Origin of the sequence: Rahnella selenatireducens (assembly GCF_046449555.1) — a bacterium.
In the GTDB taxonomy this organism is placed as follows: domain Bacteria; phylum Pseudomonadota; class Gammaproteobacteria; order Enterobacterales; family Enterobacteriaceae; genus Rahnella; species Rahnella selenatireducens.
The window spans coordinates 26,050-40,423 of the sequence record NZ_JBKEZJ010000022.1; the positions used below are offsets into that span (position 1 = coordinate 26,050).

Here is a 14,374-nt window from a genome sequence, read left to right on the forward strand (position 1 = left end):
TTTGTGCCCTGAACTCTTTTTAAGGGAATGCAGTGGCCTGAGACTGTTGTGCAGTGCAAAGATTTTACATTTGTATTAATAAAACCGTTGTGCGGTGTTGAATGAGGCTTGAGAATAGTTCTCCGCACAGGGAGCGAAACTGCACAGGTTTCTTACCGGCTTCGGCTGTAGTTTTAAGAGGATGTTATGTTATTTATTTTGCGTCTGATTATCGTGGTGGTTTACTCGATTCTGGTCTGTGTTTTTGGCTCCATATATTGTCTTTTCAGCCCGCGTAACCCGAAACATGTGGCGACGTTTGGTAAGCTGTTTGGCCGTCTGGCACCTGTTTTTGGTCTGACCGTAGAAAAGCGCATTCCGGCTGATGCGGCGACGAACGGTAAATGTATCTACATTGCTAATCATCAGAACAACTACGATATGGTGACTGCGTCTTCTGTTGTGATGCCAGGCACGGTGACCGTCGGCAAAAAAAGTCTGGCGTGGATCCCGTTCTTTGGTCAGTTGTACTGGCTGACCGGTAACCTGCTGATTGACCGTGATAACCGCGCCAAAGCGCATGGGACTATTGCTCAGGTCGTGGCGCAGATTAAGAAAAAGAACCTGTCGATCTGGATGTTCCCGGAAGGTACCCGCAGCCGGGGGCGTGGCCTGATGCCGTTTAAAACTGGGGCATTCCACGCCGCTATCGCCGCCGGTGTGCCGATCGTGCCGATTTGCGTGTCGAACACCAGTAACAAGGTGAAGCTCAACCGCTGGTCTAACGGACTGGTGATTGTGGAAATGCTGCCACCTATCGATACCACCGGTTATACCAAAGATCGTCTGCGCGAACTGTCCGAACACTGCCGTCAGGTCATGGCGGATAAAATCGCTGAGCTGGACGCCGAAGTCGCACAGCGCGAAGCCGCGGCAAAAAAATAATAGCGTTTTTTATTTACGCCCTGATGACACGTGTTGCAGGTTTTGATATTCCTGCGGCCCGGCGGCGTCAGAGCAGAAATTCTGTTGCCATTGATGGCGATGGTAATTAACACAGCTCTTGATTTTGTTTTCATGGAGAAGATATGTCACTCAGTCGTCGCTCGTTCCTGCAAGCCTCCGGCGTGGCTCTTGCCGCAGGTGCTCTGCCATTCAAAGCAGAAGCGAGTGGTTCGCAACCGGCATTACCCGTTCCCCCGCTGCTGGAATCCCGCCGTGGACAACCGCTGTTTCTGACGTTACAGGCGGCCCACTGGTCATTCCTTGGTGGTGCTAAAGCGCCGGTGTGGGGCATCAATGGCATGTATCTTGGCCCTACGGTCAAAGTGCATAACGGTGATGACGTTAAACTTATCTACAGCAACCGCCTGGCTGAACCCGTGTCGATGACCATCAGCGGATTAATGGAGCCGGGAACGCTGACCGGTGGCGCGGCGCGCATGATGCAGCCTGGCGTTGACTGGTCGCCGGTATTGCCCATCCGTCAGGCAGCTGCCACCTGCTGGTATCACGCCAATACGCCCAACCGCATGGCGCCGCACGTCTATAACGGGTTGGCGGGAATGTGGATTGTTGAGGATGAAGTCAGTAAAAATCTGCCATTGCCCAATCATTACGGCGTTGATGATTTCCCGCTGATCATTCAGGACAAACGTCTTGATGGTTTTGGCGTGCCGCAATATGACACCCCGGCTTCCGGCGGTTTCTTTGGCGATACCATGCTGGTCAACGGCGTACAAAGCCCGTATGTCGAAGTGTCACGCGGCTGGGTGCGTTTGCGTTTACTGAATGCGTCGAATGCGCGCCGTTATGAACTGAGCATGACTGATAACCGTGCGTTCCACGTCGTCGCCTCTGACCTCGGCTTCCTGCCTGCCCCGATGACGGTGAAACGTCTGTCGCTCGGGCCGGGTGAACGTCGCGAAGTGCTGGTGGATATGTCGCAGGGTGAGGAAGTGTCGATTACCGCGGGCGATGCGGCGGGTGTAATGGACAGACTGCGCGGCCTGTTTGAGCCGTCGAGCATTCTGGTTTCTACCATTGTCCTGACGCTCAAACCGACCGGCCTGTTGCCGCTGGTGACGGATAATCTGCCGATGCGTTTACTGGCTGATCAAATCCTGACGGGCAATGTGGTTCGCAGCCGTGACCTGCGTCTTGGAGACAGCCAGCCGGGCATTAATGGCGCGATGTGGGACATAAACCGTCTTGACCTGACCGCGCAGCAAGGGACGTGGGAACGCTGGACAGTACATGCGGATATGCCGCAGACCTTCCATGTCGAAGGCGTCTCTTTCCTGGTGAAAAGCGTGAACGGCGCGGCACCACTGGTGGAAGATGCTGGATTCAAGGACACCGTCTGGGTAGATGGCGACGTAGAATTGCTGGTGTTTTTCAACCAACCTTCGTATGACCATTTCCCGTTCATCTACCGCAGCGGAACCCTCGAACTCGCCGACCGCGGATCTGCAGGCAATATGCTGGTTCAGCCTTCGATGTAATAGCAGGATAACTTAGCACCAAAAGAAAACCCGCCAGTGGCGGGTTTTTTGTTTACAGCAGTGGGAAAATTACAGGTCTTTCGCCGGATCCGGCCCCAGACGCTGCTCTTTATCCAGCTTGGTGACCTCAGCCAGTTCTTCTTTCTCCAGCCTGAAATCAAACACGTCGAAGTTTTCGCGGATGCGTTTTGGCGTCACGGATTTCGGGATAACAATCAGCCCGTTGTCCAGATGCCAGCGAATGACAATCTGCGCCGGCGTTTTATTGTATTTCTCAGCCAGTTTCTGAATCAGTGGCTGATCAAACACACCTTCGCCACCCTGTGCCAGCGGGCTCCAGGATTCAGTCGCGATAGTGTGTGTGGCGTTCCAGGCGTGCAGCTGGCGCTGTTGCATCAGCGGGTGAAGCTCAATCTGGTTTACCACCGGGAAAATACCGGTTTCATCTTTCAGCTTCTGCAAATGTTCGAGCGGGAAATTACAGACGCCGACGCTTTTCGCCAGCCCTTGTTCTTTCAGTTTCAGCAGCGCTTTCCACGCATCGACATAATGGCCTTGCGCTGGCTGTGGCCAGTGGATCAGATACAAATCAACGTAATCGGTTCTCAGCTTTTTAAGGCTGGTTTCCAGCGCTTTTGGCGCATTCAGCTGATCGTCATTCCATAGCTTGGTGGTAATAAACAGCTCTTCGCGGGGAACGAGATTGGCGGCAATCGCTTCGCCAACGCCTTCCTCGTTTTTGTAGATAGCAGCCGTATCGATGTGACGGTAGCCGGTTTCAATGGCCGTTTTCACCGCGCTGGTGGCTTCCTGATTACTGGCTTTCCATACACCAAGTCCTAACTGAGGCATCAGGTTGCCATCGTGAAGTTTAATGATGGGTTGCGTTGCCATGAGGTTCTCCTATCAGGGCAGAGTGCCCGCCGCAAAGCACGGGCACAGAGTAATGAAGGCTTCAGCCTGACGTTAAGTCTAGTTAACGAAACGTCATCTTGCTGAGCAGGCTACTTATTTTATTGCGAACGCTTGTTACGCGTTCATATCCAGAACGACGCGATAGCGCGCTTTTCCTTCGTGCAGATGTTCCACTGCATCGTTAATTTTGCTCAGCGGAAAGTGCTCAACTTGTGGCGTAATCTGGTGACGGGCGCAGAACGCCAGCATGTCTGCCAGACGGGAAGGCGCGCCGGTCGGTGAGCCGGAAACTTCGGCCTGTTTGCTGATTAACGCCATAACGTGCAGCGGAACGGCTTCCGGTACGACGCCCACAAAGTGCAGGCGGCCTTTCGGTGCCAGCGTGCCGATAAAGGCATCCCAGTCCAGTGAGGCGTTGGCCGTCACCATGATGAAATCCAGTTCACCGGCGATTTTCTTCAGTTCATCGCTGTCGCGGGTGGCGACCACACGATGTGCGCCGAGGGACAGAGCTTCATCACGTTTTGCCAGAGACGAGGTAAACGCCGTGACTTCGCAGCCCCACGCATTCAGGAAGCGCAGCGCCATGTGGCCTAAACCGCCGATACCGACGACACCCACGCGGTGCGTTGGCAAAACGCCAAACTGCAACAGCGGGTTAAACACGGTGATGCCGCCGCAGAACAACGGGCCCGCGCTGGTGACGTCCACACCTTCCGGAAGCGGGATCGCCCACGCCCAGTGACTGCGGATGCGATCCGCGAAGCCGCCGTGATGACCAATAATTGTGGCTTCAACATCGTGGCAAAGATGCTGGTCGCCAGACATACAAGGATGGCAGTGCATACAGCTGCCACGGTTCCAGCCCACGCCCACAATCTGGCCAACTTTCAGCCCTTTGTTGCGCGCATGGTCGCCGATTTTGACAATTTTACCGACCACTTCATGGCCCGGAACGAACGGATATTGGGTGATGCCCCAGTCGTTATTGAGCATCGAGAGATCGGAGTGGCAGACGCCGCAGTAATCAATGGCGACTTCAATTTCTTCGTCACCAATCGGACCGGCGTCGAACTGAAAAGCTTCAAGAGGCTGATTCGGACCGGCGGCGGCCCAGGCGTTAAACGTATTTTCGGCAGCGGTAGGTGCAGACATAATTCTCTCCTGACATTGAGTTTTTGAAAATTAGGGAGTTATTGAGAAATCGGGCCGGTGACAAAACGGTTGTCATGAACAGCGTATGAAAGGTGCGTTCATACAGACTAGCAGTTCACTGCATTTGTGCAGGAAGATGCGCCTGCGGAAAGAGGGATTAACTGTAAGAGAAAATCGCCGCAAGGAAGATGCACATTTCTGCCAGAGTCTTGCCTGATCCTGCAAGTCTCTGTAGAAAATGAAACGCCTGTGGCAAAATTGATGCCAGTTTATCGTCAATCCGGAGCAGGAATAATGGAAAATGTGGACAGCTTGTGCGCCCGTCTGGCGGCAAGGGTGGCGCATCTTAGCGGGAGTAATAAACTCAGTCCGTCGGCTGTGCCGCAGGTTATGTTGATGTATACCACACGTTACCATCCGCGCCAGCCGGTTTTGTACAATCCTGGCGTGGTGATCCTCTTTCAGGGCCGCAAAGTTGGTTATCTGGGCAAGAAAACCTTCTCTTATGATCCGCATAATTACCTGATGCTGACCGTTCCGCTGCCATTTGAATGTGAAACGTTCAGTAGCCCAGAAGAGCCGCTGGCCGGGATCCAGATCAGCATCGATACGCTGATGTTGCAGGATTTGCTGATGGACATGGGCGATGAAACCATGGCGCGGCAGAAAGACTCTTCTACCGGTATCAATTCGGGGGTTCTGGACGATGATATTTTGTGTGCAACCGAACGCCTGCTGAGCGTCCTGGATAAACCGCTTCACGCCCGTATTCTGGGGCCGAAGATTATCCGCGAAATTTTGTTCTTTATCCTGACCAGTGAAAACGGCGGTGCGCTACAGGCGCTGGTTAACCGCCACACACACTTTAGCCAGATAGCCAAATCCCTGCGCCGTATCGAAGCGCAGTATGCGGAGAACCTTAGTGTGGAAGCGCTGGCGAGCGAAGTGAACATGAGTATTTCGGCGTTTCACCACAACTTTAAAGCGGTGACCAGCACGTCACCTTTGCAGTATCTGAAAACCTACCGGCTGCACAAAGCGCGAATGCTGATGATTTATGACGGCGTGAAAGCCAGCGTGGCGGCGTTGCAGGTGGGATATGAAAGCGCATCGCAGTTCAGCCGCGAGTTTAAGCGCTATTTTGGGGTGACGCCGAGCGATGAAATGGCCCGCCTGCGCGAAGGCAGTTCGGGCGTTTTAGCGCTGGCGGATGTGGCGTTTAAAGCGTGATTTGCGTGCTCAGAAACGGCATTTACGTTTTTTCCACACCACCAGCAATCCCCCGGCCAGCCCGATAAACAGCAGCAGAACCGGTAAAATCATCAGCCCCGCCATGACCTGATCCTCATGGCGCTTCACGACCGGAATATGGCTCAGCGCGAAGCCCAGGGAGATCACTACGCCTACCCACAAAATGGCGCTCAGCCAGTTAAAGAACTGAAAGCGGGCATTGTTCAGGCCGGAAATGCCGGCGATTGTCGGTAATAACGTGCGGACGAATGCCAGAAAACGGCCAGCCAGCAGCGCCATCAGCCCGTGACGGGTGAACATCTGGTGCGCGCGCTGATGATAATGTGCGGGAAGCTGTAACAACCAGCCTTTGACCATTTTCGTGTGTCCGAGCCAGCGCCCCTGAATGTAGCTCAGCCAGCAGCCGAGACTGGCGGCGGTCACCAGAATAATCATGGTCGGAATAAAGCTCATCACGCCTTTGGCGATGAGCGCACCGGTCAACAGCAGAAGGCTGTCACCCGGCAGGAAAGAAGCGGGAAGAAGTCCGTTTTCAAGAAACAGCGTCGTGAACAGTACAGCGTAGATAACCCAAAGAAGATTCGGGTCGGCGAGCATACTGAAATCATGCCGCCAGAGTGCATGAAAAATGTCGCAAATAACTGCCATATTCTGTCCTGTTGCTAATCATTAAAAACTGTCACTTGCCAGTGTACCAAGGATCCCTTGTCCGTATGTTGATCTGAGGCGGCTGTAAAAAGACAGAACACTCCGGCGATAGTTCACCGGAGCCATAGGTAGAGTTTACAGATTATTCTCATTTTGCGAATGAAAATCCGACAGATACCTTACCGATCTGCGCGGTGTGTCGCAATCTCTCCCGACCTTTCTGCCGCAATTCTCTCAAATGCGGCAGAAAGGTCGGCGATCAGGTCATCGCTATTTTCCAGCCCGATATGAAGACGCACCAGCGTACCGGCAAAATCAACGGTTTCTGCCGGACGGATCGCCTGAATTTCTTCCGGCTGATTGGCCAGAACCAGCGATTCAAAACCGCCCCAGGAATAGGCCATACTGAAATGTTCGAAGTGATCGAGGTAGTCGGAAAGCTGCTGTTTGCTCAGGCGCTGCTTCAGGATGAACGAGAACAAACCACAGCTCCCGGTGAAATCGCGCTTCCAGAATTCGTGGCCTTTACTGCCCGGTAACGCCGGATGGTTCACGGTTTCCACTTCCGGACGTTCCGCCAGCCATTGCGCGATACGAATGCTGCTTTCTTCATGCTGTTTCAGCCGCACGCCCATCGTCCGCAGCCCGCGGCTGGCGACGTACGCGGTGTCGGCGTCAACCATTTGCCCCATCAGATAAGAGTGCTCGCGCAACTGTTCCCAGCAACGTTCGTTGGATACCGCCGTACCAATCATGGCGTCGGAATGGCCGACGATATATTTGGTTCCGGCCTGAATCGAAATATCGATATCAAATTCCAGCGCTTTGAACAGAATGCCCGCCGCCCAGGTGTTGTCGATCATGATCACCACGTCCGGAGACACGGCGCGCACTGCTTTCACCATCGCCGGAATATCCGGGACTTCCAGGGTGATAGAGCCCGGTGATTCGAGGAACACGACTTTGGTATTGGGCTGCATCAGCGAATCTAACTCTGCGCCAATGTCCGCGCGGAAATAGGTGGTGGAGACGCCGAGTTTTTTCAGCACTTTTTCGCAGAAATCTTGTGTGGGTTCGTAAGCGGAACCGGCCACCAGAATATGATCGCCGGTGCCCACAAACGACAACACCGCATTGCTGACCGCCGCGGCGCCGCACGGATAAAGCGCGCATCCCGCGCCACCTTCAAGCTCAACCATGGCCTGTTGCAGGGAGAAATGCGTCAGGGTGCCGCGGCGTCCGTAAAACAGTTCGCCGTTGGCGCGGTTGGCGGTGGCGTGTTTTTTATCGGCCACGGTTTCAAACACCAGCGATGAAGCGCGCTGGATCACGGCATTCACTGAACCTTGTGTGTACTTTTTGTCCCGCCCGGCGCTGACCAGCGCGGTTTCGATTTTTTTAGACGACATAATCCGCATTTCACCCTGTTTAGCCTTGTAGACCCGCGCTCTGTGGCAGCGGCTGATATGCAATTAACTTAACATGATGAATTTGACGGGTCAGGTTTTTGCCGGTTGGATGAGAAAATTTCAGCCAAAACAAAAGCCCGTCGCGGAAGACGGGCTGAAAGGAGCGGTTATCCGGTGTAAACACCGAACAGTTTGGGCAGGAACAGCGAAATCGACGGAATGTACGTTACGACCATCAGCACCATAAACAGCACGCAGTAAAACGGCAGCATAGCTTTCACGACTTTTTCGATGCTCTGCTTACTCACGGCGCTGGCAACAAACAGCACGGAGCCGACCGGTGGCGTGATCAGGCCGATCCCGAGGTTCACCAGCATGATCATCCCGAAATGTACCGGGTCGATGCCGAGTGACAAAATCACCGGCAGAAGCACCGGCGTGAGGATCAGGATAATCGGCGCCATGTCCATCAGCGTGCCAATCAGCAGAAGCATGATGTTGATCCACATGAGGATCACGTACTTATTATCTGAGATCGAGGTGAAGAACTCAGTGATCCGCATCGGCAACTGCATATACGTCATGACAGCGCCAAAGCTGGCGGCGAAGCCAATCAGGATCATCACGATACTGACGGTTTTCACCGTGCGGTACATCAGTTTTGGCAGTTCGCTCCATTTATAGTCGCGGTAGATGAACATCGTTACGAAGAATGACCACAGGCAGGCGATGGCAGCGGATTCTGTGGCGGTGAAAATCCCGCTGAGGATCCCGCCCATGATGATGACTACTGTCATCAGCCCCCACAGCGTGTCGATAAAAATCTTCAATGCCTGACGGAACGGCACCCGTTCGCCTTTCGGATAACCGCGTTTGTGCGCGAACAGTATGCACATCACCATCAGCGTCAGGCTGAGCAATAAACCGGGCAGAATACCGGCGATAAACAGCGCAGCAATTGAGACCGTGCCGCCGGTGGCCAGCGAGTAAATCACCGAGTTATGGCTCGGCGGCGTCAGAATCGCCTGCACCGAACCGCTGGCGGTGACGGCGGCGGCGAAATCACGGGGATACCCTTTTTTCTCCATCTCCGGGATCATCACAGAACCAATCGATGCGGTATCTGCTACCGAAGAACCGGAAATCGCCCCGAAAAATGTCGATGCCACGATGTTCACCAGCGACAGGCCGCCGCGGATAAACCCGACAAAGATATACGCAAAACTCACCAGCCTGCGGGCAATGCCGCCTTCGGCCATAATCGCGCCCGCCAGAATAAAGAACGGGATCGCCAGCAGCGAAAACTTGTTCACGCCGTTGGTCAGTTGAATCATCAGCGCTTCGAAAGGCAGGTCAATCCACCAGGCACCGGCCAGCGCGCTCAGCCCGACGGCGTACGCTACCGGCACGCCGACAGCCAGCATGACGCCGAGCGTTAACAGTAAAATTAATGCATCCATAAAAGGCTCCGGCTCAGGCTTCAGAATTGCCCAGCATCACCATCGGCCGCTTGTGCTGCGGGCCTGAGATAATCTGCTCAATAATAAATAAGAGGGTCAGCGCCGAACCCACCGGCAGAGGAAGGTAGGTTTGCCCGGCGGTCAGCAGCGGGAATTCCGCCACGGGTTGCTGCCAGAGTTCGCTGCACAGTTGCAGGCTGTACCAGAAAATAAAAATGCTGATAGCCAGCATCATCAGGTCAGAAAGCAAGGCAGAAAACTTTTGCAGGGCAGGCGGCAGACGGTCCGTGACCATCGCCACTACAATATGCGAACCCGCGCGGTAGCTGACGGCGGCACCGATAAAGGTGAATGTCACCATGCACATAATGGCGATGGGTTCAGGCCAGGAGAGGGCGCTGTTCAGGACGTAGCGGGCGAAAATACCGATGGGAATGACCGCCACCATCAGTAATAAAGCCAGCCCCGCCAGCCACATTGCGCCACGATAAAAGATGTCCATCAGAGTGTGATAACCGGAAACCATAAGTTCCTCCGCTGAAGTGTCGGGAAAGAGGCAGCGGACGCTGCCCGGTTCAACGAATTACTGAACGTCAGCGATTTGCTGCATCAGCTCCTGATGGTCTTTACCGAATTCATCGCGCACGGATTGCGTGGCTTTCACGTAGGTGGCCGGATCGATATCCTGGAATTTCACGCCGCCCGCTTTCATCGTCGCCAGCGCTTTCTCGTTATAGGCTTTCCACAGCTCGCGCTGCTCGTCCTGCGCCTCTTTGGCCAGTTTGAGGATCAGCTGCTGATCTTCCGGTTTCAGCTTGTCCCACTTCACTTTTGAATACAGGAACAGCTCCGGAATGATGAAGTGGCGGCTGTAGGTGTAGTTTTTCACCACTGGCAGATAGTTGTGCGCGACAAACGTTGGCGGGTTGTTTTCCGTGCCGTCGATAACCCCGGTTTGCATCCCGCTGAACACCTCACTGACGCCCATCGCCACCGGGTTTGCGCCCATGGCTTTCAGCGTCGCCAGCGCAATCGGGCTGCCCTGAACGCGGATCTTCATGCCGTGCAAATCTTCCGGTTTCACCACCGGTTCTTTGGTGATTAGGTTTCGCGTTCCGCCGTCCATCCAGCCGAGAAATACCAGACGCGAGTGGGAATTGCTGGTGATCTTGTCGCCGATGGATTTCCCAATCTGGCCGTCCAGCACCTTATGCATGTGGTCTTCATCGCGGAAAATATACGGCAGGGTGAAGACGTTAATTTCAGGGAGGATCGAAGCGACCGGTGTCATTGACACGCGGATGATATCCAGCGCGCCCAGCTGGGCCTGCTCGATTTCCTGTTTTTCATCGCCGAGCACGCCGCCGGGGAACGTTTTGATTTCCAGGCGTCCTTCGGTTTGTTGTTGCAGCTTTTCGCCCATGTGCTGAACGGCGACGACATTGGGATAGCCCTGCGGATGCACATCGGCGGCTTTCAGCGTTTGCGCGGCAAGAACAGGGGTAAATAACAAGGTGGCGGAACTCAGGCAAAGGCTGAGAAGTGCTTTCTGCATTTTCATCAGTTTGTCTCCAGGGTACTCGGGTAAGGGAATGGAAAAATGACAGCAAAAGTGAAGCGTTTTGACGCACGAGATCGCGCCTGTTTTTTATTAAAAAAAGGCAAATAGCCTTGTAAATGAAACGGATAATAGCCTGCCCTTTCAGGAGCTTCGTCTGTGGCAGGAACCTTATCCTATTTATAACTGTGCGGTATTTGAGCGCTATCACAATCTCGCAACAGATGTAAAATAGCGTTACTTAATATTTAAAATGTTGTTTTAACTTTAATAATTGCGATTAGCTGATTGATTTAATGCAACATTTTTATGAAAAGTGTGACGGGGATTATACTGTTCACGCAGTGTTCAAACGGGAAAAACCTTGTCATCCATCAAGGACACTTGTGTCGTAAAGCGCGACAATGTAAATAATAATGAGAACGACTATCAATTGGGGCTTTTTCTTTGATATCATTCGGCGTTATTCATTCCTTCTACACACTGATTCTGGCTGGAGGCGACGCGTGAAAACGGCTCGCAATAAGATGAAAGAGGCGACTTCACTCCTGATGTCGTTAATGTTGGTTGCTGGCTTAAGCGGCAACGCGATGGCAGCACCTGCGACGCCTGCGGCACAAGCCGTGACTTCTGCAACAGCTGACACCCCGGCACCGGCTGATGCAACGCCTGCCCCGCTAATGCAACCTGCGCCGACCGAAGCGACGCCTGTCATTCCTACCGATTTGTCTGTATTAGGCATGTATCACCACGCTGACGTGGTGGTGAAAACTGTGATGATTGGTTTGCTGCTGGCTTCCGTCGTCACCTGGGCGCTGTTGTTTAGCAAAGGCGCTGAAGTCTTCAGCGGTAAACGCCGTATGCGTCGCGAATTTGATGCGCTGTCTTCTGTGCGTACGCTGGATGAGGCTGCTGAGCAGGCTGAAAGCTTTGCCGCCAGCAGCATCAGCGCGCAGATGATTCGCGATGCGCAGAACGAACTCGAGCTTTCCGCCGGTTCATCTGACAACAACGGCATCAAAGAACGTACCGGTTTCCGCCTTGAGCGCCGCGTCGGTGCCGCTGGCCGTTATATGGGCCGTGGCAACGGCATACTCGCGACCATCGGGGCCATCTCCCCGTTCGTCGGCCTGTTCGGGACTGTCTGGGGCATCATGAACAGCTTCATCGGCATCGCGCAGACGCAGACCACCAACCTTGCAGTCGTCGCACCGGGTATCGCTGAAGCCTTGCTGGCAACGGCTGTCGGCCTGATTGCTGCGATCCCCGCCGTGGTTATCTACAATATTTTCGCCCGTACCATTACCTCTTACCGTCATCAGGTAGGTGATGTGGCGGCGCAGATTATCCTGTTACAGGGCCGTGATCTGGACCTGGCTGCCAGCGAAGGCGATGCGCCACGCGGTCAGACGGGTCAGTTACGCGTAGGGTAAGAACAGATTATGGCTATTCGGTTAAACGACGATATCGACGAAAGCGGTGAAATGCATGACATCAACGTCACGCCTTTTATCGACGTTATGCTGGTGTTACTGATTATCTTCATGGTGGCAGCGCCGCTGGCTACCGTCGATGTGCGGGTAGACTTACCGGCCTCGACGGCAAAAGCGCAGCCGCGTCCTGAGAAGCCGATCTTCCTGACGGTGAAATCTGACAAGCAGCTGTTCCTCGGCGATAACCCGGTAAACAGCGACAACCTGACGGCGATGCTCGACCAGCGCACGCAGGGCAACAAGCAGAGTACGATTTTCTTCCGTGCAGATAAGACGGTGGATTACGAAACGCTGATGAGCGTGATGGATAACCTGCGTAAAGCCGGTTACCTGAAAGTGGGTCTGGTCGGCGCAGAACAGACCGGCGCTGCGGCGAAATAAATCCTAACGCCTCAGACGCACAAAAACAGAGAAGGCCAGCATTTGCTGGCCTTTTGCTTTCCTGAAGGCGGAAAACTCAGGCCACTGGTGCAGGGTTGAATACGGCGAGGGCAAGAGTCGCTGTAGCTCCAGCATCATCTGAAAATTAGCCTAATTGATGGAGGTTTAGTTATATCCTTTTAGTTTTAATTCACCATCCACTATAATGAACAAAAATGTTTCATTTACGTTTCTCTTCGAAAACTCAGAGGTATAAATCAATAGCACTTCGTTATCAGCTATTAGATGATAAGTTTTCTTTTTAGAGATGAGTGTGTTTTTTTGAAAACACCTAAGTCTTTATCCTTAGCCTCTGTTGATAATTTAATAAATCCTTCTTCTGAAATAGACTTCCTCAGAATTTCTGATGAGTCTACGTATATATTTGAGTATTTGTTTTCTTGATACATCTCATGAAAAGTATCAACATTATTTTGTGCTGCATCTATATTAATCGGACTGCAGGCGCAGAGTATCATTGCAACTATTACAATATAAATATAACGCATGAATTCTCCCGTTATTTAGCGACACGCATTTTCGCAATGCCGCATATTAATGAGTCTGCAAAGAGATGTATTCTAAGTTATCCCATTGTTAAATATATCTTTTTGGGAATGCGCATCCTTTACTTTCAGCCCAGAAGCTAATACCAATAACAACAAGCCCCAACAACGCGCCCCCATATATGCAAAGTAGCATTAAGATGGAAAATGCTTTGTCTTTAAAAGAAAATACATATCCATACATTTCAAACATACCATCTACAGAATTGAAATTTATGTTGTTTTTTTTGCAAAAGCGCCATCCTGAAAAAATGGCTATCGAGATGATTGCCACTGCAAAAAAGAAAAAAGTAATTCGGAGTATCTTTATACCTTCGCACATATAAACCTCAATAATTTATCGGTCCCGATACACTTGGTGTATATGGGAGGTTTATTTCAGGGCCAGCGCCAGCACCAAAGCCAATGTATATTTCTGGCCACGTTGATGTTTGCACTGCTTCAATACTAAAACCCCCCAACCCCAGCGCAAATCCAGCGCCTACTTTTAAGTCCTTAGCGTCAGGGTCTCTAAACTTTAATCCACATGTTGCCGATGCTCTTAGGCCAACAGCTGCTATTGGTACACTCCATAAAGCAGAGGCACCTGATTTTTCATTAAGTGAGGCAGTAGCTGATAAACCTGTACCTACTGCAACAGTTCCAGTAACTCGACATTCTCCCGTTGCAATTGGGCTGGTTGGAGCTGGTGCCATCGCAGTAGTAATACCTTCTGAAGATGCGCCATTTTGTGTCATTGATATACCTAACGAACCCTTTTCGCTAATTCCTGGCATATTTATCATCGAGCCCACACCATTCAGCCCTCGAGGGTCTATGTATTGCCCTGGCTTGCTATAAACATATGCATATAAATTCCATCCCCCGCTCAGCCCAATCGGGTCCTGCGTAATATATCGTCCCAGCGCCGGGTCATAATAACGGTGGCGGTTGTAATGTAGCCCCGATTCTTCGTCGTAATGCTGGCCCTGCATTCTTATCGGCTGCCGCAGTTTGTACGGGTTGAAAATATCTGT

General features: G+C 52.5%; 14 protein-coding genes. 5 read left to right on the plus strand and 9 right to left on the minus strand.

Translation table 11 applies throughout. The annotated features are described in order from the left end of the window. The first annotated feature begins 186 nt into the window (after window positions 1–186). Window positions 187–924: a 1-acylglycerol-3-phosphate O-acyltransferase gene (locus ACLBVC_RS22845; protein WP_410151531.1), complete on the plus strand. Its 738-nt coding sequence runs from the start codon at window positions 187–189 to the stop codon at window positions 922–924. Window positions 925–1,067: 143 nt separating this feature from the next. Continuing rightward, on the plus strand, window positions 1,068–2,483 hold the full coding sequence (gene ftsP / locus ACLBVC_RS22850; protein WP_410151532.1) for a cell division protein FtsP: 1,416 nt from the start codon (window positions 1,068–1,070) through the stop codon (window positions 2,481–2,483). Window positions 2,484–2,552: 69 nt separating this feature from the next. Here ftsP and dkgA read toward each other — a convergent pair whose 3' ends face one another. Together dkgA and ahr are read right to left on the minus strand one after the other, a co-directional pair. Further along, on the minus strand, window positions 2,553–3,377 hold the full coding sequence (gene dkgA, locus ACLBVC_RS22855) for a 2,5-didehydrogluconate reductase DkgA (RefSeq protein ID WP_410151533.1): 825 nt from the start codon (window positions 3,375–3,377) through the stop codon (window positions 2,553–2,555). A 135-nt stretch (window positions 3,378–3,512) separates the two neighbouring features. Next, window positions 3,513–4,553, minus strand: a complete 1,041-nt coding sequence (ahr, locus tag ACLBVC_RS22860) for an NADPH-dependent aldehyde reductase Ahr (protein ID WP_195815649.1) — start codon at window positions 4,551–4,553, stop codon at window positions 3,513–3,515. Between the two features lie 294 nt (window positions 4,554–4,847). Here ahr and ACLBVC_RS22865 point away from each other — a divergent pair, with 294 nt between their 5' ends. Further along, complete coding sequence (locus tag ACLBVC_RS22865) at window positions 4,848–5,783, plus strand: AraC family transcriptional regulator (protein WP_410151534.1); 936 nt, start codon at window positions 4,848–4,850, stop codon at window positions 5,781–5,783. 9 nt (window positions 5,784–5,792) lie between these two features. Here the strand turns inward: ACLBVC_RS22865 and ACLBVC_RS22870 are convergent, their stop codons facing one another. The 5 genes from ACLBVC_RS22870 to ACLBVC_RS22890 all read right to left on the minus strand — a co-directional run bounded on the left by ACLBVC_RS22870 (window position 5,793) and on the right by ACLBVC_RS22890 (window position 10,882). After that, complete coding sequence (locus ACLBVC_RS22870) at window positions 5,793–6,452, minus strand: DedA family protein (protein ID WP_410151535.1); 660 nt, start codon at window positions 6,450–6,452, stop codon at window positions 5,793–5,795. 179 nt (window positions 6,453–6,631) lie between these two features. Next, the gene (metC, locus tag ACLBVC_RS22875) at window positions 6,632–7,861 is read right to left on the minus strand and encodes a cystathionine beta-lyase (protein ID WP_410151536.1); all 1,230 of its coding nucleotides are present in this window, start codon (window positions 7,859–7,861) and stop codon (window positions 6,632–6,634) included. Window positions 7,862–8,028: 167 nt separating this feature from the next. Further along, entirely contained in the window at window positions 8,029–9,321 is a 1,293-nt protein-coding gene (locus ACLBVC_RS22880; RefSeq protein ID WP_410151537.1) for a TRAP transporter large permease, read from the minus strand. Between the two features lie 13 nt (window positions 9,322–9,334). Then, window positions 9,335–9,847 carry a TRAP transporter small permease gene (locus tag ACLBVC_RS22885; protein WP_410151538.1) on the minus strand — a complete coding sequence of 171 codons (513 nt, stop codon included), beginning with the start codon at window positions 9,845–9,847 and terminating at the stop codon, window positions 9,335–9,337. Between the two features lie 57 nt (window positions 9,848–9,904). Beyond that, window positions 9,905–10,882: a TRAP transporter substrate-binding protein gene (locus ACLBVC_RS22890; protein ID WP_410151539.1), complete on the minus strand. Its 978-nt coding sequence runs from the start codon at window positions 10,880–10,882 to the stop codon at window positions 9,905–9,907. Window positions 10,883–11,406: 524 nt separating this feature from the next. Here ACLBVC_RS22890 and exbB point away from each other — a divergent pair. Then, complete coding sequence (exbB, locus tag ACLBVC_RS22895; RefSeq protein ID WP_410151544.1) at window positions 11,407–12,312, plus strand: tol-pal system-associated acyl-CoA thioesterase; 906 nt, start codon at window positions 11,407–11,409, stop codon at window positions 12,310–12,312. A 9-nt stretch (window positions 12,313–12,321) separates the two neighbouring features. After that, window positions 12,322–12,753 (plus strand): TonB system transport protein ExbD, encoded by a 432-nt coding sequence (gene exbD, locus ACLBVC_RS22900; RefSeq protein WP_104924428.1) that lies wholly within the window; start codon window positions 12,322–12,324, stop codon window positions 12,751–12,753. A gap of 281 nt (window positions 12,754–13,034) precedes the next feature. Here exbD and ACLBVC_RS22905 read toward each other — a convergent pair whose 3' ends face one another. Then, window positions 13,035–13,301, minus strand: coding sequence for a hypothetical protein (locus ACLBVC_RS22905; protein WP_410151540.1), 267 nt, complete (start codon window positions 13,299–13,301; stop codon window positions 13,035–13,037). Between the two features lie 386 nt (window positions 13,302–13,687). Then, the coding region (locus ACLBVC_RS22910) for an RHS repeat-associated core domain-containing protein (RefSeq protein WP_410151541.1) at window positions 13,688–14,374 on the minus strand (687 nt) is incomplete at its 5' end.